Annotated in this window: 21 protein-coding genes, 1 pseudogene and 1 CRISPR repeat array; of the genes and pseudogenes, 10 read left to right on the top strand and 12 right to left on the bottom strand. The window is 49.1% G+C overall.

Annotated features, from left to right (window positions below):
* Positions 1 to 89 precede the first annotated feature (89 nt).
* Both ACTHSQ_RS00780 and ACTHSQ_RS00775 read right to left on the bottom strand, forming a co-directional pair.
* Entirely contained in the window at positions 90 to 2,291 is a 2,202-nt protein-coding gene (locus ACTHSQ_RS00780) for a FepA family TonB-dependent siderophore receptor (RefSeq protein ID WP_440370932.1), read from the bottom strand.
* A 232-nt stretch (positions 2,292 to 2,523) separates the two neighbouring features.
* The gene (locus ACTHSQ_RS00775) at positions 2,524 to 2,742 is read right to left on the bottom strand and encodes a YdcH family protein (RefSeq protein ID WP_003685475.1); all 219 of its coding nucleotides are present in this window, start codon (positions 2,740 to 2,742) and stop codon (positions 2,524 to 2,526) included.
* A 223-nt stretch (positions 2,743 to 2,965) separates the two neighbouring features.
* Here ACTHSQ_RS00775 and ACTHSQ_RS00770 point away from each other — a divergent pair, with 223 nt between their 5' ends.
* From ACTHSQ_RS00770 to ACTHSQ_RS00760, 3 genes are all read left to right on the top strand, one after another.
* The gene (locus tag ACTHSQ_RS00770; protein WP_036473017.1) at positions 2,966 to 3,337 is read left to right on the top strand and encodes a hypothetical protein; all 372 of its coding nucleotides are present in this window, start codon (positions 2,966 to 2,968) and stop codon (positions 3,335 to 3,337) included.
* 133 nt (positions 3,338 to 3,470) lie between these two features.
* Positions 3,471 to 4,721, top strand: coding sequence for a serine hydroxymethyltransferase (gene glyA / locus ACTHSQ_RS00765; protein ID WP_107768970.1), 1,251 nt, complete (start codon positions 3,471 to 3,473; stop codon positions 4,719 to 4,721).
* 112 nt (positions 4,722 to 4,833) lie between these two features.
* Positions 4,834 to 4,968: a hypothetical protein gene (locus tag ACTHSQ_RS00760; RefSeq protein ID WP_283122182.1), complete on the top strand. Its 135-nt coding sequence runs from the start codon at positions 4,834 to 4,836 to the stop codon at positions 4,966 to 4,968.
* Between the two features lie 110 nt (positions 4,969 to 5,078).
* On the opposite strand, the gene yddG is transcribed toward ACTHSQ_RS00760, so the two are convergent.
* Entirely contained in the window at positions 5,079 to 5,993 is a 915-nt protein-coding gene (gene yddG / locus ACTHSQ_RS00755) for an aromatic amino acid DMT transporter YddG (RefSeq protein WP_440370931.1), read from the bottom strand.
* Positions 5,994 to 6,176: 183 nt separating this feature from the next.
* On the opposite strand from yddG, the gene ACTHSQ_RS00750 reads away from it, so the two are divergent.
* The 5 genes from ACTHSQ_RS00750 to ACTHSQ_RS00730 all read left to right on the top strand — a co-directional run bounded on the left by ACTHSQ_RS00750 (position 6,177) and on the right by ACTHSQ_RS00730 (position 9,544).
* On the top strand, positions 6,177 to 6,602 hold the full coding sequence (locus ACTHSQ_RS00750) for a MarR family winged helix-turn-helix transcriptional regulator (protein WP_250590117.1): 426 nt from the start codon (positions 6,177 to 6,179) through the stop codon (positions 6,600 to 6,602).
* Positions 6,603 to 6,613: 11 nt separating this feature from the next.
* Entirely contained in the window at positions 6,614 to 7,483 is an 870-nt protein-coding gene (locus tag ACTHSQ_RS00745) for an ABC transporter six-transmembrane domain-containing protein (protein ID WP_440370930.1), read from the top strand.
* 27 nt (positions 7,484 to 7,510) lie between these two features.
* Positions 7,511 to 7,834 carry a DMT family transporter gene (locus ACTHSQ_RS00740; protein ID WP_003685754.1) on the top strand — a complete coding sequence of 108 codons (324 nt, stop codon included), beginning with the start codon at positions 7,511 to 7,513 and terminating at the stop codon, positions 7,832 to 7,834.
* A gap of 525 nt (positions 7,835 to 8,359) precedes the next feature.
* Complete coding sequence (locus tag ACTHSQ_RS00735; RefSeq protein ID WP_003685697.1) at positions 8,360 to 8,866, top strand: hypothetical protein; 507 nt, start codon at positions 8,360 to 8,362, stop codon at positions 8,864 to 8,866.
* A gap of 90 nt (positions 8,867 to 8,956) precedes the next feature.
* Positions 8,957 to 9,544 carry a hypothetical protein gene (locus ACTHSQ_RS00730; RefSeq protein ID WP_003685740.1) on the top strand — a complete coding sequence of 196 codons (588 nt, stop codon included), beginning with the start codon at positions 8,957 to 8,959 and terminating at the stop codon, positions 9,542 to 9,544.
* A 127-nt stretch (positions 9,545 to 9,671) separates the two neighbouring features.
* Here ACTHSQ_RS00730 and ACTHSQ_RS00725 read toward each other — a convergent pair.
* From ACTHSQ_RS00725 to ACTHSQ_RS00710, 4 genes and pseudogenes are all read right to left on the bottom strand, one after another.
* Positions 9,672 to 9,989 (bottom strand): annotated as a pseudogene (locus ACTHSQ_RS00725) (sulfite reductase subunit beta); the annotation flags it as partial.
* Positions 9,990 to 10,066: 77 nt separating this feature from the next.
* On the bottom strand, positions 10,067 to 10,600 hold the full coding sequence (locus ACTHSQ_RS00720; RefSeq protein ID WP_003678634.1) for an inorganic diphosphatase: 534 nt from the start codon (positions 10,598 to 10,600) through the stop codon (positions 10,067 to 10,069).
* Positions 10,601 to 10,684: 84 nt separating this feature from the next.
* Entirely contained in the window at positions 10,685 to 11,149 is a 465-nt protein-coding gene (nudB, locus tag ACTHSQ_RS00715) for a dihydroneopterin triphosphate diphosphatase (RefSeq protein WP_003685636.1), read from the bottom strand.
* Between the two features lie 137 nt (positions 11,150 to 11,286).
* Positions 11,287 to 11,940 (bottom strand): hypothetical protein, encoded by a 654-nt coding sequence (locus ACTHSQ_RS00710; RefSeq protein WP_003685565.1) that lies wholly within the window; start codon positions 11,938 to 11,940, stop codon positions 11,287 to 11,289.
* Positions 11,941 to 12,059: 119 nt separating this feature from the next.
* On the opposite strand from ACTHSQ_RS00710, the gene ACTHSQ_RS00705 reads away from it, so the two are divergent.
* Complete coding sequence (locus ACTHSQ_RS00705) at positions 12,060 to 12,500, top strand: RpiB/LacA/LacB family sugar-phosphate isomerase (RefSeq protein WP_003685702.1); 441 nt, start codon at positions 12,060 to 12,062, stop codon at positions 12,498 to 12,500.
* Positions 12,501 to 12,576: 76 nt separating this feature from the next.
* On the opposite strand, the gene ACTHSQ_RS00700 is transcribed toward ACTHSQ_RS00705, so the two are convergent.
* The 3 genes from ACTHSQ_RS00700 to ACTHSQ_RS00690 all read right to left on the bottom strand — a co-directional run bounded on the left by ACTHSQ_RS00700 (position 12,577) and on the right by ACTHSQ_RS00690 (position 16,364).
* On the bottom strand, positions 12,577 to 13,224 hold the full coding sequence (locus ACTHSQ_RS00700; protein ID WP_003685626.1) for a hypothetical protein: 648 nt from the start codon (positions 13,222 to 13,224) through the stop codon (positions 12,577 to 12,579).
* Positions 13,221 to 14,699: an RNA ligase gene (locus ACTHSQ_RS00695; RefSeq protein ID WP_440370929.1), complete on the bottom strand. Its 1,479-nt coding sequence runs from the start codon at positions 14,697 to 14,699 to the stop codon at positions 13,221 to 13,223. Before ACTHSQ_RS00695 ends, ACTHSQ_RS00700 begins: the two co-directional genes overlap by 4 nt.
* Before the next feature lie 90 nt (positions 14,700 to 14,789).
* Positions 14,790 to 16,364, bottom strand: coding sequence for a vWA domain-containing protein (locus tag ACTHSQ_RS00690; protein ID WP_440370928.1), 1,575 nt, complete (start codon positions 16,362 to 16,364; stop codon positions 14,790 to 14,792).
* A 1,118-nt stretch (positions 16,365 to 17,482) separates the two neighbouring features.
* Between ACTHSQ_RS00690 and rtcR the strand changes: the two genes are divergently transcribed.
* Complete coding sequence (gene rtcR / locus ACTHSQ_RS00685; protein ID WP_440370927.1) at positions 17,483 to 19,111, top strand: RNA repair transcriptional activator RtcR; 1,629 nt, start codon at positions 17,483 to 17,485, stop codon at positions 19,109 to 19,111.
* 154 nt (positions 19,112 to 19,265) lie between these two features.
* Here the strand turns inward: rtcR and fghA are convergent, their stop codons facing one another.
* Positions 19,266 to 20,093, bottom strand: coding sequence for an S-formylglutathione hydrolase (gene fghA, locus ACTHSQ_RS00680; RefSeq protein WP_440370926.1), 828 nt, complete (start codon positions 20,091 to 20,093; stop codon positions 19,266 to 19,268).
* An 8-nt stretch (positions 20,094 to 20,101) separates the two neighbouring features.
* Positions 20,102 to 21,238 (bottom strand): S-(hydroxymethyl)glutathione dehydrogenase/class III alcohol dehydrogenase, encoded by a 1,137-nt coding sequence (locus ACTHSQ_RS00675; protein ID WP_313971467.1) that lies wholly within the window; start codon positions 21,236 to 21,238, stop codon positions 20,102 to 20,104.
* A 313-nt stretch (positions 21,239 to 21,551) separates the two neighbouring features.
* Positions 21,552 to 22,384: direct repeats of the CRISPR family, unit length 32 nt; unit sequence GTTTCAACACACAGCCGCCTGAAGGCGGCTGG.
* Positions 22,385 to 22,429 lie beyond the last annotated feature (45 nt).

Here is a 22,429-nt window from a genome sequence, read left to right as displayed (position 1 = left end):
AAATCAAAAAGGCCGTCTGAAACCCTGTGTCAGAAATCCTAGATTTCATTTCACAGCGTTTCAGACGGCCTGATTTAATACGCTTCTACTTAAAACGATACTTTCAAACTGCCGTAGAAGGCACGGCCATGCTCGTTGTAAGTTTGTGCGCCGGCAGTTGTACGATACAGTTTTTTGTCAAACAGATTGCTGATACCGCCACGGACGGCCACGCGTTTGTTCCAGTTGTAGCCTGCATTGATGCCCCAAATGCCGTAAGAGCCGACTTGGGTTTGGCTGTGTTCGGAAGACAACGCTGCCACGCCTGCACGAGGATTGCCGTCTCGTTCCAATCTATTAATCGCCACGCCACGCGGCTTAGTGCGACCATAGTGGGTAAAGGTCAGGTTGGCATCGAAGCGTTCGTTCGGCGTCCAAGACAATGTGCTGTTGATGGTGTGTTTCGGCACCAAAGACAATGGATTGCCTTGATAATCTTCGGATTTGTGCATGTAAGTGAAATTGTTGCTCCACTTGAGTGTGTCATGCAACGGAATCACCAAGTTGCCTTCGATACCCGAAATAGTCGCTTTCGGCGTATTTTCCCATTGCAGGAGCCAGTTGCCGATATTGCTGGTGGCAATAAGCTGGTCGCCGATCACGATTTTATTGCGGTACGCATTATGGAAATAAGTCGCGGAAGCCTGCCAGCCGTTTTTGTTGAACTCAAGACCAATCTCTTTATTGATGCTGGTTTCAGGTTTCAAATTGCTGTTGCCCATGTAGTAGCAGCGGACACTGTTCGGCGCATTGAGCGGACAACCCTGACCGCGTGTGTACAGGATAAAGTCAGGATTGGTTTGATACAAATTTGGCGCTTTGTACGCACGGGCAACACCGCCTTTGACCAACCAATTTTCGCCGATTTGATGCGAGAAGTTCAAAGCCGGACTCCAGTTGCTACCGCTGTCGCTGTTGTGGTCAAAACGGATAGCCGGAATCAGATGGGTTTTGTCGGTCAATGAAATATTGTCTTCAACGTAGGCTGCCCAGTTACGTTGCGAAGCCTTGCCGCCGCGCGTTGCGGAGATACCGTTAAACGCATCGGTTTTACCTTGGTCTTTAAATCCCTGACTATTGGAAGCAGGATCATCCAACTTACTGTCAGTAAATTCTGCACCGACCGTCAACACATTATCGACACCAAGTTTAAACGGAATATTCGCTTCGCTGCTGAAGCGCAGGTTTTTCAGACGGCTTTGAACAAAATCTAAGCCTGTATAGCTACCTTCCGGACCGCCGGCCAAACCTTCAGGCAAGTGGCTGTTGACTGTGCGCTCATAACTGATCACGTTTTTGGTATCGCCCCATTCCCATGCGCCATCATGCGTTAAAGAATAAGCAGAACGGTATAAGCGGGCAGTTTCGGCTTTGCCGTCGGCCAGAGAATTAACCAAAGCAGAACGCGGATTGCTGTTTTGCGTATCGCCGTTGTAGATATTGCCCTGACGGCTGTAACTGCTGTCCAAAATCAGCGTTTGCGCTGGGCTGATTTTCCATTGCAGACGGCCTGCAATGTCTTTATTGCGTACGCCTTCGACACCGGCCGCGCTATCATTGCCGTGTCCGGCATTAATATCGGCAGCATCTGCATCCGTTTTATTCAGGTTGCCGTAAATGCGGAAGCCCAAAGTATCTTGGATAATCGGTCCGCTCAAATTAAAGCCGATACGGCGGGTTGCGCCCTCTTTGCTGTTTTGCGGCTGATTGGCGTAAAGATTGACTTGGCCTTTAAATTCTTTAGACACTTTTTTGGTGACGATATTGACCACGCCGCCCATCGCGCCCGAGCCATAACGTGTTGCCGCCGGACCGCGCAAAACAGTAATGGATTCAATTTCCTCAACCGGCACCCAGTTGCTGTCGCCGCGCGTATTGCGTTCACCGCGCATACTGATACGCTCGGACTGGCGCGAATTAACCGGCTTGCCGTCAATCAAAATCAAAGTGTTTTCAGGACCCATACCGCGCAAGTCGATTTGGCGTTTGTTGCCACGCTGACCTGTTGCTGTATTGCCGGTCAGGTTGACACCCGGCATGGTGCGGACAAATTCGGAAATATCGTTGACGGCCGGACGCTTGTCGATATCGTCTTTAGAAATACGCGATACGCCAAGCGACTGTTGCAACTGCTTCTCAGCAGTAACGTAAACGGTATCGACTTCAGCCTGTTCAACAGCTTTCTCTTCAGCTGCGTGTGAGAATGCACTAATTAACGCCAAAGGCAAAATGGCGAGTGTGAATGTTTTCATTGCATCGTTTCTCTTTAACTTTGTTTGTTAAAAATCAAAATAAAAATTATTCGAGATTTTAAATAAACTTAACAGAGTTTTCAATGCAATTAAGAGTGATTTACAATTAAAAGTTAAATTGTGCTAATAGAAATAACAAAATACCAAACAACTAAAAAGGCCGTCTGAACCAGTATGAAACGAAATCCGAGATTCCTATCATACCGTTCAGACGGCCTTATTCAATTTTTAATTATTTGCCTGCTGCTTTTTGCAGAAGGGCATACAATTCGTCTTTGAGTTTGAGTTTGGCTTTTTTCAGCTCTTCAATCTCTTCGGCACCGCTGGTAACAGGATTGTTAACCAAACCAGTGATTTTATCGTCCAGCTCATTGTGCTCGTCAAACAAACGGGCAAAGTGTGCATCTTCTTGTTTCAGTTTAGAAATCAAATCGCGATATTCTGGAAACATTTTGTTTTCCTCTCTTGTTAATTAAATAAAAAAGTACTGCTGTCAAAAACTAGGACGAATCAATCTTTAGCTTCATTATAACAAACACGGGCGTTTTATCCAGTCTTTTTTAAGTCGAAACTGTTTTACATCAAAAATTAATAATATCAACATAAGTTAGCGCCAAAAATAGAAAGAAACGGCTTTATAGACGGCTTGCCGACTTGGGCATACAATCGGGTTTATGCGTTTACACAATGGCCGAACCACCCTATTCCGTCATATCAACGGCATGGACGGACAATTTATCCTGCTTGAGAACCATCCTTCATGGATGCCGGTCAATGATGCCGATTTCAACCATGCCGCACCCCTGCCCGACGGTTTGGCCGTGCATGAAGAATCGTTTTATCCATTTGAAAAAATAAATGCCGAATCGGCAGACAATATCAAAATCTTCAGCGAAGAAGCCCTACGGCTGGAGAAAGAACGATTAAATGCGGTAGCCTTGGTAGAACTGGCAAAAAATCTTAAAGCTGCCCAAGCAGAAGCCGATTTAGCCACGCTTCTGGAAAAAATGGATTTTCATTTAAAACAAGATGATATTTTCAAATAAACCCTTCAATCTCAGGCCGTCTGAAGCCAAACACCCGACACAATTGTTGACAATGCAAGAAAAATAGTTCATCTTGAACCAATCCGCAGCACTCCATCCTATATTTTCAGCCCATCACAAAGGAATCGAGAACATGTTTTCAAAAAGCGTTACCCTCGCACAATATGACCCCGATTTGGCAGCAGCCATCGCCCAAGAAGACAAGCGCCAGCAAGACCACGTCGAGCTGATCGCCTCTGAAAACTACGTCAGCTGTGCCGTTATGGAAGCCCAAGGTTCGCAATTGACCAACAAATACGCAGAAGGCTATCCTGGCAAACGCTACTACGGTGGCTGTGAATACGTTGATATTGTTGAACAATTAGCGATTGACCGCGTAAAAGAACTGTTTGGCGCCGCCTATGCCAACGTTCAACCACACTCCGGCTCTCAAGCCAACCAAGCCGTGTACGCTTCTGTTTTGAAACCGGGCGACACCATTTTGGGTATGTCTCTGGCACACGGCGGCCACTTGACCCACGGCGCAAGCGTTAACATCTCCGGCAAACTCTACAACGCCATTACTTATGGTTTGGATGAAAACGAAGTTCTCGATTATGCCGAAGTAGAACGCTTGGCTCTTGAACACAAACCCAAAATGATTGTGGCCGGTGCATCTGCCTATGCGTTGCAAATCGACTGGGCAAAATTCCGCGAAATCGCCGATAAAGTCGGCGCATACCTCTTTGTCGACATGGCGCACTATGCCGGCTTGATTGCCGGCGGTGAATATCCTAACCCAGTGCCATTCTGCGACTTCGTCACCACCACCACCCACAAAACCCTGCGCGGCCCTCGCGGCGGTGTGATTTTGTGCCGTGACAATACCCACGAAAAAGCGCTGAACTCTGCCATCTTCCCAAGCCTGCAAGGCGGTCCGCTGATGCACGTTATCGCCGCCAAAGCCGTAGCGTTTAAAGAAGCGTTGCAACCTGAGTTCAAAGAATACGCAAAACAAGTGAAAATCAATGCTGCCGCCATGGCGGAAGAGTTGGTTAAACGCGGTTTGCGCATCGTTTCCGGCCGTACCGAAAGCCACGTTTTCCTCGTTGACCTGCAACCGATGAAAATCACCGGTAAAGCCGCCGAAGCCGCTTTGGGCAAAGCACACATCACCGTCAACAAAAACGCTATTCCGAATGATCCGGAAAAACCATTCGTGACTTCCGGTATCCGCATCGGCTCCGCCGCCATGACCACACGCGGCTTTAACGAAGCCGACGCGCGCGTATTGGCGAACTTGGTTGCCGACGTATTGGCCAATCCCGAAGACGAAGCCAACCTCGCAAAAGTCCGTGAACAAGTAACTGCTTTGTGCAATAAATATCCGGTTTACGGCGCATAAGCATTTTCGACTTGAATAAAATATCAGGCCGTCTGAATGTTCAGACGGCCTTTTTTTATTTCAACTTTTCTTTTAAATTTCAAAACTGTTTGCTTCGCTGACTTTGCATACCATGCCTGCCGCGATAGTATGGTTGGTGGCTTCGTATGCGGCAGCGGCGAGTTTTGAAACTGATACTACCGATGTCGTTGAGCTTGAGCGTTTCGGCGGATTCGGCAGCGCGGTTAAGTTTGTCTACTTCTCGTGATTTCTCAAACTGAGTGCTACTTTAAACAGGCCGTCTGAAAAAAATGGGAAAGAATGTTTGGTTGTTAAAAAAGCTGTTTTCGTTATATCGCAAAGCTATAGGATATTGCCTCACGCCATCCGTTTTTTCCGGGTCGCCAACCAACACACAATCGACCCTAAGCACACCATTCCTGCCCCCTGCCAAAACGTCATGGACAAAGGCGCGCTAATCAAAAACGATGACACTACCGCAGACAATACGGGAATGAAATAGGATGCGCCGGCCAATACGGTCAGGTTGCCGCGCGAAATACCGATATTCCACACCGCATAGCCCAAACCCATACAAGCTGCAGCGGCAACGGCATAGCCGATCGATACAGTATCAAAATTCAACGTATTCGCGCCGCTGAGAAAGTATTCGATCCACAACAATATCGACACCAGCGCAAAGAAGAAGCCAACGCTGCTGCCCTCTGCTTTCACCCTTGCCGTAAGCGTGCAATACGCCGCCCAAAGCACGGCATCTACAAATGCCATGATATAGCCGCCGGGATTGGTGCGGACATTGTGGTAGATGCCGGAAACCGACAAGCCGACATCGCCCCCCAGTACAGTGGCGATTCCAAAAAACGACAGTACAAAGCCGATGACTATCCACCATTTTGACGGCTGTTTGTTGAAATATACCGCCCCGACGATGGTAAACGTCGGCCACAAATAATTGACCATGCCGATTTCCACCGCCTGTCTTGCGTTTTGCGCGAAACCGACCGACAGCGACAAACACAATTCGCAGCCGACAAAAAACACGCTCGCCCAAAACAAATAGCTGCGGTTGTAATTGCGCAAATACGGCCGGCCGAAAATCAGCCAAATCAATACGGTGGACAGGGTGTACATCATTGCCGCGCCGCCCACTGCCCCCATATGCAGGCTCAAAGAGCGTATCAGTGAAATAACAAAGCTCCACAAAGCAACGGCAAGCAGCCCGATGGCAGTGGCTTGTTTAGATGAAATATTTTGAGATAAGAAATGAATCATGGCGTATGTGCTGAAGATGGTTTTATTAGGTTTATCGTAGTTTGAATATATCGTTTCTACATTAATTATTTTAACGTTTTCAAGGCCGTCTGAAAATGATTGTTTCAGACGGCCTTCTATTTGCAATTAGTCCTAAATATGACTATAATCCGCATCCAATTAGTCAAATTTGAGACCAATTTCATGAACCAGCTTGATCAACTCGGTATGCGCATCAGCCACATAGACAGCGCATTCGACCAATGGATTAAACAGCAAAATACCAACTACAACACCTTAGCCGTTCTCTACACTTTGGCTACCGAAGGCAGCCGCACTCAAAAATACATAGGCGAAGAATGGAGCCTGCCCAAGCAAACCGTTTCCGGCACATGCAAAACGCTGGCAGAACAAGGCTTGCTGACATTTCACGAAAGCGAACAAGACAAACGCGAACGCTTATTGTCGCTGACCGAGCAAGGCAAGAAATCTGCCGCACCATTGGTGCAAAACATGCAGGAGTTCAGCAAACGAATTTTTACCGCCTTCGGTGAAAAACGTGCAGCCCGGCTGTTTGCCGATTTGGACGCGTTGGCCGAATTAATGGCGCAAACCCTCAATACTAAATAAGGAGGGCAACCATGTGGAAAATGTTGAAACACATCGGTCAAACACACCGCCGCAAACTCATCACAACCTTCTCTCTCGTCGGCTTGGATAATCTGCTCTTGCTGGTATATCCCGTGTTTGGCGGCTGGGCGATTAATGCCGTTATGGAAGGCAACGTCTGGCAGGCAATGTTGTATGGTGTGGTGGTTTTATTAATGTGGCTGGTCGGCGCCGCCCGCCGAGCAGCCGATACGCGTACGTTTACCAAAATCTATACCGAAATCGCCGTCCCGGTCGTTTTGGAACAGCGCAAACGAGAAGTACCGCATTCCGCCATTACCGCACGCGTTGCCCTATCGCGCGAGTTTGTCAGTTTTTTTGAAGAACACCTGCCCATCGCTGCTACTTCGCTGGTCTCCATCTTCGGTGCATGTATGATGCTGCTGATATTGGAATTTTGGGTGGGCGTATTGGCTGTCGCGCTACTTGCCCTGTTTTTATGGTTGCTGTCGCGTTTTGCCGCCATCAGCGAAAATCTATATTTCCGTTTAAACAACCGGCTTGAACGCGATAACCACCTTATCCGCGACGGCAACAAGCATCAGTTCTACCGCCACTATGGCTGGGCTGCCAAACTACGCGTGCTGATTTCCAACCGCGAAGCCTTAGGCTATCTCAGTATCGGCATAGCGATGAGCGTATTGTTCGGCTTCGCCTTTATACACATGACGCTTAAAGGCTATGGCAGCGCCGGCCATATCTATTCCGTCAGCACTTATTTATGGATGTTTGCAATGAGTTTGGACGATGTACCGCGCTTGGTCGAACAATACTCCAATCCAAAAGATATCGGGCAACGCGTTGAACTCTCAGAAGAAAACAATCTTTCCAAGGCCGTCTGAAACCTTAACACACTATCAGGACATATTATGAGTTGGTTTTATTTAATCTTAGCCGGTATGATGGAAATCGGCTGGCCATTGGGCTTAAAGCTGGCACAACAGGAAGGCTACCGCTGGCATGGCTTTGCCGCCGCGCTTGCCTGCATCGTCGGCAGCGGATACCTCCTTTACCTTGCCCAAAAAAGTATTCCGATGGGTACAGCCTACGCCGTCTGGACAGGCATAGGCGCGGCAGGGGCATTTTTGGTAGGCGTTGTATTTTTCAACGATGCCGCCAACTTCGGCCGCTGGCTCGGCGCATTTCTCATCATCTCCGGCGTCGTAGTGATGAAACTCTCCAGCGGAAACTGAAAATCTCGTTTCTATTAAATCTAAGGCCGTCTGAACGAGCATGTTCAGACGGCCTAATACCTTCCCGAATATAACGAAATCATCTTAAATTAAAACCAAGCATTCTTTCCTTTTTTCAGACGGTCTGTTTAAAGAGCCTGCTCGGATTGTTATCAATTCACCCGGTTTTGCATTATAATTGTGCAAATTTGACTCACTCGAAAGAAAATAAATTGGAAGGATTACAACAACTTGTAGATTTATTAGTGGGTTTTGTCGATTGGATATTGAAATTACTGGCATTCTTGTTTTAAACTACGTTCCATTCTTTTATAGATTAAAGACGTATTTTCATCATGCAAACCGCGCAACGCTCTGCTACTTTCTTCTATTGGTACCACACAAACGTGCGGTACTTTTTTGCGCTTGTCTGAAACAGACCAAGTTGAAAATACGCAAATTAGAGCCGCCTCATTTGAGCGGCTTTTTTTATACCCATCATGGCCGCTTAAATCCACCCATTTTTAAGAAATAAGGAATACAGCCATGACTGCCTCAACTAAAATCCACAGCCAAACCCAAATGTTACACACCTGCCGCATGGTCGTTGACAGCAACAGCCACCACAGTATGCTCAACATGCACACTTTGCCTGATTCGCCTGACAGCCTCATCAGCGAAGCCCTGATTCCGCAAGTGCGCACCATCGCGACTTTGATTGCCGCAGAGCGCCACGACTTCAATCAAAGCAGCCCCAACGTTTTTACTGATGAAGCGGATTTCTTCGCAGCACGTATTTTGGTTCTAGGCGTACGCCGTTTCCATTTGGATATTACCCTGCTGCCTATGCTCAAAACCGCCAACAAACGCGCCGAAGCTTTCGCCAAACGCCATCACATGCCCTTCTCTCCCGCTGAAATGCAAATGTCCCTGCACACCCGCCGCCCTGCCAACCTGCTGATTATCGAAACCGAACACGAAATGCCTGCACTGGGCAATTTGGCTGCCAACAGCCGTGCATTTGCAGCGCAACTGTCCAATATTATTTTGTAAAACCACTTGAAAAACAGGGAAATGGTTTAATATTAGGCAAACACACTCCGCCGAAATCTCGGCAAAGACAAACCTCTCTCAGGAAAAACAATGAAAAAACTGATTGCCTTAGCCGCCCTTTCCACTTTTGCCCTCGCTGCCTGCAAAGACAATACCCAAGCACAGCTTGAGCAACAACAAAAACAAATCGAAGCATTGCAACAACAGTTGGCACAACAAAACGGCCAACAAGAAGACAATACGGTTTACCAGCTCACGCCTAAAGCCGTGAAAGACACCATTCCTGCCGAAGCACAAGCCAACGGCAACAACGGCCAACCGGTAACCGGTACAGACGGCCAACAATACATCTATGACCAATCCACCGGCAGCTGGCTGCTGCAAAGCTTGGTGGGCGCGGCAGCCGGTGCATTTATCGGCAACGCATTGGCGAACAAATTCACACAGGCACGCAATCAAAACAGCCCGATTGCCCGTCAAGCCCGTGCCAACTATTATCAAACCGCACGTCCAAACGGACGCACCAGCCAACAACTGAATACGCGCACCCTGCGTGCCCAACAGCAAAATGCGCAACAACAAAACGCTCAACAGCAACAGCGTTACCGCGAAACCGCGCGCCAGCCTTCCAACTACCGCCGACCAAGCATGGGGCGGGGCTTTGGCCGCCGTCGCTGATTCGGTTTATATTCCATCTTTGATATAAACGCTCCCAATATAAAAGGCCGTCTGAAAATCAGATTTTCAGACGGCCTTTAGTTTTCTCTATTTTCTCATTGCAGACTTGTGGGTCTGTCTGTATGAGTTATGCCCAAAAGTCTCGCGGAGCGTCCAATACGGGTTTGACGATACCTGTACGGATGGCAAAATCGCCAAAACCTTCATCATCCAAACGGTTTTGAGACCAATCTGCCACCCAGCCTTCGACAATTTCAAGGATTTCAGGTTCGGTAATGTTTTCTTTAAACAGGCGCGGAATGCGCGTGCCTTCGCGGTTGCCGCCTGCGTAAAGGTTGTAGAGGCCGATGGCTTTGCCGACCAAACCGATTTACGCCAGCATGGCGCGACCGCAACCGTTGGGGCAACCGGTTACGCGCAAAACGATGTATTCGTCTTCCAAGCCTGTCCTTCGGTTGATATATAAAAAGGCCGTCTGAACTTTACTTTCAGACGGCCTTGATATTGAACAGGACAAACCGATTAGGCTTGTTTGTTCCAACGTTCGATAGATTCTTTGATGACTTGTTTCGCTTCTTCTACATCACCCCAAGATTCAACTTTAGTGGTACCTGCTTTTTTCAGGTCCTTGTAGTGGTTGAAGTGAAACTCGATTTGTTTGATCAGTTGTTGGGGCAAATCGGCCAAAGTTTTGTAGGCGTTGCCGTTGTTGCGGTCGTCGGCTGGAACGCAAACGATTTTGTCGTCCACTTCGCCGTCGTCAACGAATTTCATCACGCCGATAACGCGTGCTTCCAAGAAAATACCGGTTGCCAAAGGCTGCTCGGTAACCAGCAATACGTCCAATTCGTCGCCGTCTTCGTCCAAAGTTTGCGGAATGAAGCCGTAGTTGGTCGGTTTGGCGAAAATTGCCGGTTCAACGCGGTCGAGTTGGAACGCGGCTAATTTGCGGTTCCATTCGATTTTGTGGTTGCTGCCCGCTGGGATTTCGTTGACAACGTTGATGATGCCGCCGTCCACATCGCCCGGAGTCAGGATTTTGTTGAAGTCTGCCATGATGGTTTCCTTTGATTTTAAAGAGAGTCAAACGGCGAAAGTATAGCAAACCCAAGGCCGTCTGAAAATGTGAAACTGTCGTATTCAGACGGCCTTTTTGGCATTCAGCCTTTTGACCAGTTCTAAAATTGCGCGTTTATTGGAAGGGGAAAACACTTTTTCCGCCGCTTCTTCCGCACTAAACCAACCGTAGGCAACGTGTTCGTCCGGTTGCAGCATGATGGGCGTATCACGCGGAATTTGGGCGGAGAAGATGTGTTCGCGGTTTTCAAAAACGCCTTTTGGATAGCGATGGCGCCAGTGATGATAGATTTCATAAACGGTGCTGTCGTGCCAGTTTTCCAGCTGGCCGTCTGCAAGGCGGATACCGGTTTCTTCCCACACTTCGCGCCATGCGGTTTCTTCGATACGCTCGCCCTCTTCCAAGCTGCCGGTAACCGACTGCCAAAAACCTTGCGGCGCCGTGCGTTCAATCAGCAGGATATTGCCGTCTTTATCATGCAAAACAACCAAAGCGGATACAGGATACTTCAAAGGCTTACCGCTCATGACTTGTCCTTGCCGGATTGATTGGGGAGGCTGATTTTTTGTAGTAAGTAAGCCAAAAGGTTTTCCATGTATCACTCAAAAATGGGAAATTGATATTCAGACGGCCTTTGCCGGAAATCCGCAAAGGCCGTCTGAAATTATACCTGATTTAACTGCGCCAGTTTCCAAGACACCAGCTCTGCTGCTTCTTCCGGCGAGTTGGCCTTCAACCCTACTTCGCCAAAATACGAAATTTTAGGCAAATCACACAAAAACTTATCGACGTCTTGCGCCGTCAAAAAACGGCCGTGCAAATCAAATCCGACATTTAAAGCACGCCCTTTGATTGCCGCCACCCTGTCATGCAAATGGCCGTACAGGTGATACCAGCCTCTGTGGCAGCCGTCCCATTCGTTAATCGGGTAGTGGAACAAAATCAGCGTGTTGTCTATCTCGTCCAATTCCAGTTTTCGGTAGGTTCGGGCGGATGATAGCAGCGGATGACCGTCGTGTTTGACGGTTTCAAACAGGTATTTGTTGTGGCGGCGGATGATGTCGTCGTGGTTGCCGTAAATCAGGTGGTGCTTGCCGTTGAGGCGCGATAGGACGGCGGCGATTTTTTTGATGTCGTGGGCGAAAGACAAATCGCCCAAGTTGTATACGTCGTCGTCGGGGGAAACAGTGTTGTTCCATGTTTCGATTAGGTATTCGTCCATGTCGGCGATGTTGTCGAACGGGCGGAACTGCGGGCAGAATTTGGCGATGTTTTTATGCGAAAAATGTAGGTCGGATGTGAAAAAGATTTTGCTCATGTTGCGTTTCCTGTGATTTTTCGATGCGGTTTATGGTGCGGTAGTGTTGCCATTGGGCTTGAAGCGTATTGCAAGCGGGCGTATGCTGGTTATGTTTATTATGTGGTTAAGGAGTATGTATGCGTTTGGTTATTGCTGCGCCGGCCAACGGCGCGATATTAAAAGACGCGCTCAAAGCGCATTTGCAAAACGACCCGCGTGTCGGCAGCTTGGTTGATTTGTCTTCGCCCAAAGGCACTTATCCGCAGCTTTCGTTTGCGGCGGCGCAGGAAGTGGCGGCGGGGCGTGCCGACCGCGCGCTGCTGATTTGCGGCACGGGCGTGGGTACGGCGATTGCCGCCAATAAGGTGCGCGGCATACGGGCGGCGACGGCGCACGATTTACTCACCGTACGCGGTTCGGTGGAAAATTACGACGCGCAGGTGTTGTGCATGGGGCAGAACGTTATTGCCGCGCCTGCCGCTTGGGCGTTGGTGGATATTTGGTTGGATTTGCGCCACGACACAAGCAGCGGTTATGCGCCTAAGGTCGGGGAAATCGAGGCGTTTGAACGCGGCTGACGGGTGCGTTATCGTTTTTGTTTCAGACGGCCTTTCCGGCAAAACACGGCAAGGCCGTCTGAAAATGTTTCAACCTTTATTTGCCGCTTTTGCCGCAGGGGTGTTTCGCACTGTTGTCACAGACGGCCAAGTCGCGCAGATGTCCCATGGCGTTGCCTACTTCGGCCTTATTCGGCGCGTAGCGGAAGGCGTATTGTTTGACGTAGAAGGCATTTTCGCCCTGCACGGCTTTCATCCAGGTGTATTCGGGTTTGCCGGTTTGGGGGTTGCTTTCGCAAATCAGCTGCCATAGGGCAAACGGGTAGCCGTTTTCCTCGCCTTCCCTGACGGTAAGGGTGCTGCTTTTCGGACAGGCGTTTTGCCAGCCGGCAAAGACGGCGTTGCGGAAATCGGCTATGCCCGGATTTGCACCCTGCATGGTTTGCAACGTTACCATCTGAGTCCAGTTATCCACGGTTTGCTTTTGCGGTACGAGTTCTATCATCATCATGCCGTTTTGTTCGGTCTGATATCCGACTTTGAAGCCTTTGGGCGGTTTGCCGAATGATGACAGTTCGGTATTTTGTGCCGCCTGGGCTGTCAGCGGGAGCAGTGCGGCCATCAGCATCAGGCTTTTGACGATATTTGTTTTTTTCATGATATTTCTTCCGGTTTGGTAATTTGGGGAAACGGCAGGCTTTGCCATGCCGTTATGGATGTAACGGTGTTTTTCAGACGGCCTCACAACTGCCGCAAAAACGCCTGAACAAACTCGATTTTATCCAATTCCGGCATGGCGTTGAACGCTTCGCGATGGTCGTGGATATGGTCGATTAAGGGGTAAAACTCTTCATCGACGTGGCGTTTGTCGAGCTTGCGTCCGATGTTGCCTTCGTTGCTTCGTCCCAGAAACTTGGAAATCAGGTAATACGGCGATTTGAGTTTGAACAGCATTTCGCCGTTTTGCGCATCAAATACCATAAAGCCTTCGTGTTCCACGTTTTTCAGACGGCCTTTCAGCTCCCTGAACGTGATGTTTTTCAACGTTTCGGGACGGCGGACGCCGTATTGTTTGCCGATTTCGTCCAATTCGGCTTCGGTAAACTGACGGCCTGTCGCCACGTCGATGCAGCCGATTAGGGTTTCGCCCAATTCTTCGCGGATGATGTGCACGTCTTTTGCGTCTGTGATTTCAAACAAAAAAGTGTGATTCGGATAAGCGCGGAACAGGGTTTCGTATTGCGCGCAGTGTGCGACGGTCATGTCCGCAAACGCGCTATCAAGCGAACCGGTAGTCGAATACAGCACTTTGCCGTCAAACGCCGCGCCGTGGGACGGATGGTCGTCTGAAAGCGAGACGAAAGTGCAGCAGCCGAGGAAGCCGTTCACTTTTACCACTGCATCCACCAATCTTTCGTCGCCGACGCGGATCGGGTAACGGCTGCCTTTGGCAATACGCTCCGAATAATTGAACACTTTTTTAAACGGGCGCACGATGATGCGGTTGTGCGCGTCGATAATCAAGCCGCGCATTTCCAGCAGCGCATCGTCGAAGCGGTTATCGTAGAACACGCTGCGGGCGTATTTCAACACGCGCAATTCGGGATAATGCTTGGATGCTTTGGCGGTAAAGTTGCGGCTGCCGTGTTGCAGATAATTTTCGGTGACGAAGGTTTGCTGCGCTTCGTCAAACGACAAGGGTTGCTGCTCGAAAGCCTGCATTTGCTTGATTTTTTCCAGTTGTTCCGCGTTGGCGGGCTGAATGGCATCGACGTGTATTTCGTTTGCCACGCGGTTTTGGTTCAGCTTGATATACGCCGCCAACACGTCATGCTCTTTCACGCCGTGCAGGTTGGGATAGAAATTGTGCAGTCTGTAGACTTCTGTTTCAAAACCGCTTTTCTCCGCCTGATCCAATAAATGACGGCAACGCGAAGCTTTTTGGTTGGTATTGGAATTAATGATCAAAATATTTCGATTCGGATTTTGACGTCCAAGTCTCAAGGTTTCAGTCATCAAGGCATTACCGCGTTTTTGCGCCTTATCCACCGCTTCGCCCGACCAACGATATTCGCCGTATTCATCGGTAATGAACAAATCGTTTTCAATACGGACAACTTCTGCATCCGGATACTGCGCTTTAAATTCGGCGGCTTTTTGTTCGGCGAAAGTCGATTTTCCCGAACCTTGATGACCGCGGATTAAAATAAATTTTTGCATTTTGTTTCCTTATTCTTTTTTCTCAGCTTGTCCTGAATAAATAGGCCGTCTGAAAAATATTTCTACCCTATTTTCAGACGGCCTTTAGCTTCAGTTCACCGCCGCCAGCGCGGTTTTCTCAATCTCTTCCACCCAGAAATCCGCGCCCATACCTTGCTCGGCGAACGAGCCGATGAGTGTGAACACTTGGTCGGAGAAGCCGCCGATGTTCAAGATGTCGCGGCGGTTTTGCGCTTGTGCGGTGGTGTAGGGCTGGATGTCCAAGCAGACGAGTTTGGCTTCGGGACAGCGTTGTTTCAAGATGTACCACTCTTTCATCAGGCTGGTTTTGCCGCTCCAATGTTGTCCGCAGTCTGCCCAGCTTTCGTTGTCAGATACGATGACGACCAAGTCCACATCAGCTTTTTCGCGGTTCAGCATGGCAAGCGGTGCGCTGCAAGCCGTTCCGCCGCCGCCGATATTGGCGAGTTTTTGGGCGTTGGTCATGATGCTGTCGCGCGGGTTGAGCTGCACGTTTACCGTGATTTGTTCAAACGGTATTACGCGGGCTTGCGGATTGGTACGCAACATGGCGGCAGACACGAGTGCGGCGATGTCGATGCAGCGGGTTCTGCTGGTCGCGCTGCCGCGATAGCCGGTAGCCGGGCTGTGCATGGAGCCGGAGACGTCCGGGCAAACCACGACTTTGCCTCGGATGGCCGGTACGTTTTGTACGGCGGTTTCCATCGCATCTTGCAGTGCTTCGCGGATTTCAGACGGCATCTGTTCGGATGTCGCCTGATATGCGGTCAGCAATTGGTAAGGCAGGACGCGGGCGCGGCGGATGGCGGTTTTGTCGCGTAGTTTTTCTGCCACCATTTTGATGTTTTTGCTTTTGGCAAACACATCGTGGCGCAGGAATGTGTTCAGGTTTTGGCGAACCTGCTGCCATGAGCCGTTGCGGGCGATTTGCGTCCAGTCGCCGCTGTTCAATTCCAAGGCAGTGAGCATTTGGAACGGAACGTCGGGCAATGCGCCTTGGCGGCTTTGTTTGTAGTCTTCAAAGGCGCGGGTGATGGGCGGCAATGCTTCGCGGTCGTACGGTTTGCCGATAAGCCACGCAAACCAGGCGGCACGCCATGCTTCACGCGGTTTGGGATGCACCATTTTGACCACGTCCGCCAGCGACGGAGCATTGCCGATAGCGGCGTTCAACAGTTGTTTTTCGGTAGCGGTCAAAAGCCAGGTCTGCATCAGTTTTTTCGGACGGTTGCCGAAGGACTTTCTGCCGACTGCGCCGCTGCGGATGATTTGCGCGAAGTTGCGCAACATTTTACCGTTGTCCGCCACTTGGTCGAACACGCGGGCAAGCATGTTCACGTCTTTTTGCGCCAATACGGCAAGCAACAGCGCGGGCATGTCTTTCATGAAGCCTTTTTGACGGGCGTACACGGCGGTTTTGGCGATAAACTCGGCATCCAGGCTTTCTGCCAATTTCAACACTTGGTCAAGCTGGCTTTGGGCATCGGCATAGTAGGTATTGTTCAGACAACCGGTAGCGGCAAGCTGGGCCAGCTGTTGTTTAGGTGTCAGCGTGTAGGCGATGCCGCCGGCTTCATTATGGGTATCGGTTTTAGTAAAACGGTTTTTAATCGATTGAAACAAGGTAGTATTAGCCATTTTCATTTTCTTTCATATTGTTGGTTTGAGGCCGTCTGAACTTGTTTTAGCTTTGTTTTTCAGACGGCCTTGAAAGGGTGGCAGTGTGGCGGCTAAAAATGAAGAGAAGCGTTTTTAACTGAAAGCTAATGTATTCTCTTCCGGGCATCCGCCTACTACCGTAGGGCGACCAGTTTAATTAGGATCATTCGGGTTTGTAGCAAGAAAGGAATGTAATCCTAATGGCATTCGCCCATAAGGGGTGGTACATTGGGCAACAAAGAGTGGAGAAATTTTTACGCGCTCTATCCACTGAGCTACTCTGCCATAGTTGGCGGCAGAGACGGGACTCGAACCCGCGACCTCGCGCTTAGCAGGCTGTAATTCCTCCGGCATTTGCCGTCTGTACCGAAAACAGTTTTTATATCGGTCCGCCTGAATATTTCAGACGGCCTTGCATGGGTGGCAGCGTAGCGGCTAAAAGTGAAGAGAAACGGTTTTAACGTGATAAGTTAATGTACTCTCTTCAAGTATCCGCCTGCTGCCGTAAAAATAATATGGCATGCAACAAGTTTTTAAGGGAAACATGCCTTGGCTCTACCAACTGAGCTACTCTGCTATTTTGGATAACAGAGACAGGACTCGAACCTGCGACATAAGGATATCCATGTTGTAGTTTCCCTAGGCATTTGCCTGCCATATTGAAAAAGGGTGGGCGACTAAATAAACAAGACGTTCAACGTCTATCAGACGAGACAGGATTCGAACCTGTTAATCCAAATGTAGTCTTGTTGGCATTCTCCCTGTAACCACACAGCAACTAAATTTACGGAAAATTTTTCTCCGGTAACTGTATTTCCCGAAGCATCTGCTGTATCGTTACATTCACAACATAGCCAACAACGTGCCAAGAATAAAATTTTTATAAAAATAATTTTTAATTAATTGAATATAAAGAAAATATATTTTAAAGTAGCTTTTATCGGCAAAAAGCATAGAATACTAAAAAATATATTTATAGATAGTTATATAGAAAATAAAATATACAAGGATATATGATGCGATTCGATGATTTGGACAAACGCCTGCGGTTAAGTAAACGGCAAATTTGTATTGGAAAAAATAATTTAAAGGCCGTCTGAAACATGAATACCACCCCTAAAAAACAAGTCGCCATCAGCTTTCTCGGTACAGTGCTGGATAAAGGTTTCGGTCAAGGGCGTTGGTTAAAATGGCGGCCGAACGTCGCCATGAATCAGCGTCAGGATTTTCATCTTGACCGTATGGAGCTGTTTTATGCGGAAAAATACCGCGAACTGGCGGATCATGTAAAAGCCGATATTCAGCAGGTATCGCCGCACACAGTCGTTAATCTCGTGCCTATGGAGCTGGCAAACCCGTGGGACTTCTCCGAGGTTTATACCAAGCTGCACGATTGGGCAGCAAGCTATCCATTTGATACAGAAGAAGAAACCTATCTCACCCACATCACCACGGGTACGCACGTTGCCCAAATCTGCCTGTTTTTATTGGTGGAATCGCGTCAAATCCCCGGCGTACTGTTACAAACCGCTCCACCCAAAAACCAAAGACGCAGTATGGAGGACGGCAATGTCGGCAGTTATGAAATCATAGATTTGGACTTGGCTCGTTACGACGTACTGGCAGAACGCCTTGCCGCCGTACGCGACGATGCTGTGCGCTACCTGAAAAGCGGCATCTCCACCCAAAACGCCGCCTTCAACCGCATGATTGCCGAAATCGAGCAAGTCGCGCTCAACTCTCCGTCCCCCATTCTGCTTTCCGGCCCGACAGGCGCAGGTAAATCTATGCTGGCACGCAGAATTTTTGAATTGAAAAAAGCGCGCCATTTGATTAAAGGCACATTTGTCGATGTAAACTGCGCCACCCTTCGCGGCGACGGCGCAGCATCTGCCCTGTTCGGCCACAAAAAAGGCGCCTTTACCGGCGCCGCAGAAAAACGTGAAGGCTATCTAAAAACTGCCGACGGTGGCGTATTGTTTTTAGATGAAATCGGAGAATTGGGCTTAGACGAGCAAGCCATGTTACTCAAAGCCATTGAAGAAAAACACTTTTATCCCGTCGGCAGCGACAGCGAAGTCAAAAGCGACTTCCAACTCATCGCCGGCACCAACCGCGACCTACGCCACGAAATCCGCGCCGGACGCTTCCGCGAAGACCTGTTCGCCCGCATCAACATCTGGAATTACCCACTGCCCGCACTCGCCAACCGCCGCGAAGACATCGAGCCCAACGTCGAACACCAGCTTGCCCTAGCCTCGCAAGAACTCGGCCGAACCACCCGCTTCAACAAAGAAGCCCTGGCCGCCTACCTCGACTTCGCCCACTCAGACCAAGCACCATGGCGCGGCAACTTCCGCGACCTCGCCGCCAGCATCATGCGCCTGGCCACACTCGCGCCGCAAGGCAGGATACAGGTAGAACAAGTCCAAGCTGAAATCGAACGCCTCAAATGGTTATGGTCGGAAGAACCCTTTTCAGACGGCCTCCTACATAAAAGGCCGTCTGAAAAAGCACAAGACTACCCCGATAAAGTCGATTGGGACACATTGGATTTATTCGACAAACTACAACTGCAACACGTTATCAACGAATGCCGCAAACATCCCAACATGGCCGCTGCCGGCCGTGCATTGTTTAACGTCTCCCGAACAGAAAGAGCAAAAGTCAATGACAGCGACCGATTAAGGAAATATTTACAGCGATTTGGATTGGAATGGGGAGATATTTAAATTGAGAGTGGGCAAGCTAGCTCATTTTAATCGCATTATTTTTTCATCATTTATAAAAAACAAAAGGCATCAATTCGATGCCTTTTATTTTCGTTAACATGAAAAATTAACGTTCATACCAACGTTTGGTCGATTCACGAATCACTTCTTTGGCCTACTTCAAAAATGCCGCATGATAGGCAATATGCTCACTAATAAAACTGGCGATGAAGTAATAGCTATGATCATAACCTTGGTGGAAGCGCACATCGGCCGGTTGATTTGCCGCACGACAGGTTTCGATAAAATCTTCGGTACGCAATTGTGTTGGCAAAAACTCATCTTCCAAGCCCTGATCAATGCGCATACCTTGCACTTTATAGCCTTGTTGGATGAGCGAGTTCGCATCATATTGCTGCCATTTTTCGCGATCTTTTCCTAAATAGGCAGAAAAGGCTTTTTCTCCCCAAGGCACGAGACTTGGCGACAAAATAGGCGAAAAAGCAGAAACACTTTGATAACGTTCCCTGTTTCGCAGCGCCAATACCAATGCGCCGTGTCCGCCCATTGAATGCCCCATAATGGAACGTTTACCATTGGTAGGAAATTTTTCCTCAATCAGACCAGGCAACTCATTCAAAATATAATCATACATTTGATAATTCGTCGCCCAAGGCTGCTCGGTCGCATTAAGATAAAAGCCCGCACCCTGCCCTAAATCGTAAGCATCATCGTTCGGCACTTGCTCTCCGCGAGGACTGGTATCGGGGGCAACCACAATCACTTGATGTTCTGCCGCATAACGCTGAAAGCCTGATTTGGTAATGAAATTTTGTTCAGTGCAAGTCAAGCCAGAAAGCCAATAAATCACACCAAGCGGTCGATTCTCCTGATTATCCGGCAAATAGACGGCAAATTTCATTTCGCATTGAAGCGTTTGGGCATGGTGTGCCCAAACTTGTTGCGAACCACCAAAAATTTGATGTTGTTCAATCAGTTTCATCGCGTACCTTAGTAATGAATAACAGCGCGGATCGATTTACCTTCATGCATTAACTCAAAGGCTTCATTGATTTGATCAAGTGTCATTGTGTGGGTCACAAACGGTTCTAACTCGATGTCGCCTTTCATTGAATCTTCCACCATTTTCGGAAGTTCAGAGCGGCCTTTAACGCCACCAAACGCCGTACCTTTCCAAACACGACCTGTGACCAACTGGAACGGACGAGTTGAAATTTCTTGGCCTGCACCCGCTACGCCGATGATAATAGATTGTCCCCAGCCACGGTGCGCACTTTCTAATGCCTGGCGCATTACGTTTACGTTGCCGATACATTCAAAGGTATGGTCAATGCCCCATTTATTGATGTCTAACAACACATCTTTGATCGGTTTATCGTAATCGTTCGGGTTCAAACAGTCAGTTGCACCAAACTGTTTCGCCAGCTCGAATTTTGAAGGATTGGTATCAATGGCAATAATGCGGCCCGCTTTGGCTTGACGCGCACCTTGCACCACAGCCAAACCAATCGCTCCCAAGCCAAACACGGCAACAGAGTCGCCTTCTTGTACTTTTGCCGTATTATGTACCGCACCAATACCTGTGGTAACGCCGCAGCCAAGCAAACATACTTGTTCATGGTTGGCTTCAGGATTGATTTTCGCCAGTGAAACTTCGGCAACAACTGAGTATTCACTGAAAGTCGAACAGCCCATATAGTGATAGATCGGCTGACCTTGATAAGAAAAACGCGTCGTGCCGTCCGGCATTAAGCCTTTACCTTGCGTCTCACGTACCGCAACGCATAAGTTGGTTTTGCCTGAACGGCAAAACTCACATTCGCCACATTCAGCGGTGTAAAGAGGAATGACGTGATCACCCGGTTTTACGCTTGACACACCTTCGCCCACAGCAACAACCACACCCGCACCTTCATGCCCAAGCACCACAGGAAATACGCCTTCAGGATCGCTTCCTGATAACGTAAATGCATCTGTATGACACACGCCCGTGTGCGTGTTACGAATTAACACCTCGCCTTTGCGTGGCATTTCTACATCGATTTCCACAATTTGTAAGGGTTGATTTGGTGCAAATGCCACCGCCGCACGAGATTTGATGGTTGAATTGGTTTGTTTATTTTCCATTATTTTTTCCTTTTAATTCATTAATTAAAGTTATCTAGCCTAAGTAAGATAACAACAGGTTATACTTTGACCTCCACTCTAACGCAAGCGTTTTTGCAATTTTCGCTCCGGCGGTAGCATGATCGACTGATGGGCCACCATACAATCGGCGGTTAAAGGCTTCCGAATGTTTCCCTAAGTCATGAAGCTGTCCCGTTTGGCAGGCAATTTCCTGCGCACCGAAGAAGAGTAGCCTGCTTGGACGATATTTGAACATACAGCCACCCAAAGGCGGCTGACGGAATAGGTCGTCATAGAGTTCGTAGTTACTAGAGTTTCAGCACACAGCCGCCCGAAGGCGGCTGGCACCGCCTGCTGCGCTGATGGTCGCGCCGGTACGCCCGTTTCAACACACAGCCGCCCGAAGGCGGCTAGGCCATATGCGTGCTGACCTGCGCCTATTTTGTATATGTTTCAACACACAGCCGCCCGAAGGCGGCTGGTTCGACTGGCACACTTGAGACATACAGCATCAGGTTTCAACACACAGCCGCCCGAAGGCGGCTGGCTCGACCGGCACACTTGAGACATACAGCATCAGGTTTCAACACACAGCCGCCCGAAGGCGGCTGGGGCGAAGCGTTGGAATTATTTGGCCGCGATGTGATGGTTTCAACACACAGCCGCCTGAAGGCGGCTGGGATACCGTGAAAACCCTTGCCCCGGGCTTGATGAAGTTTCAACACACAGCCGCCTGAAGGCGGCTGGGGGTTTTCGGTTTGCCGATGATGTCGGCGATTGATGTTTCAACACACAGCCGCCTGAAGGCGGCTGGCCAGTCAGGTTGCGCAAAACTGGTACAGCCTAAAGTTTCAACACACAGCCGCCTGAAGGCGGCTGGGGTTATTTACCGCCCATAAAGCTGGTAACGAGGCGGTTTCAACACACAGCCGCCTGAAGGCGGCTGGGGAACAAAGTAAATCACTTTATTCGACAAGCACTGAGTTTCAACACACAGCCGCCTGAAGGCGGCTGCACGGTATCCGGCAATAAATGTTCAACTTTTTCGTTTCAACACACAGCCGCCCGAAGGCGGCTGGTGCGTGAGTTTGTCTTTATCCCGCGATACAGCGTGGTTTCAACACACAGCCGCCCGAAGGCGGCTGGTGCGTGAGTTTGTCTTTATCCCGCGATACAGCGTGGTTTCAACAC

This window comes from Neisseria sp. P0009.S008, from assembly GCF_051958615.1.
In the GTDB taxonomy this organism is placed as follows: Bacteria; Pseudomonadota; Gammaproteobacteria; order Burkholderiales; family Neisseriaceae; genus Neisseria; species Neisseria subflava.
The sequence above is the reverse complement of the archived record's forward strand: the minus strand, read 5'-3'. Positions and strand labels throughout refer to the sequence as shown.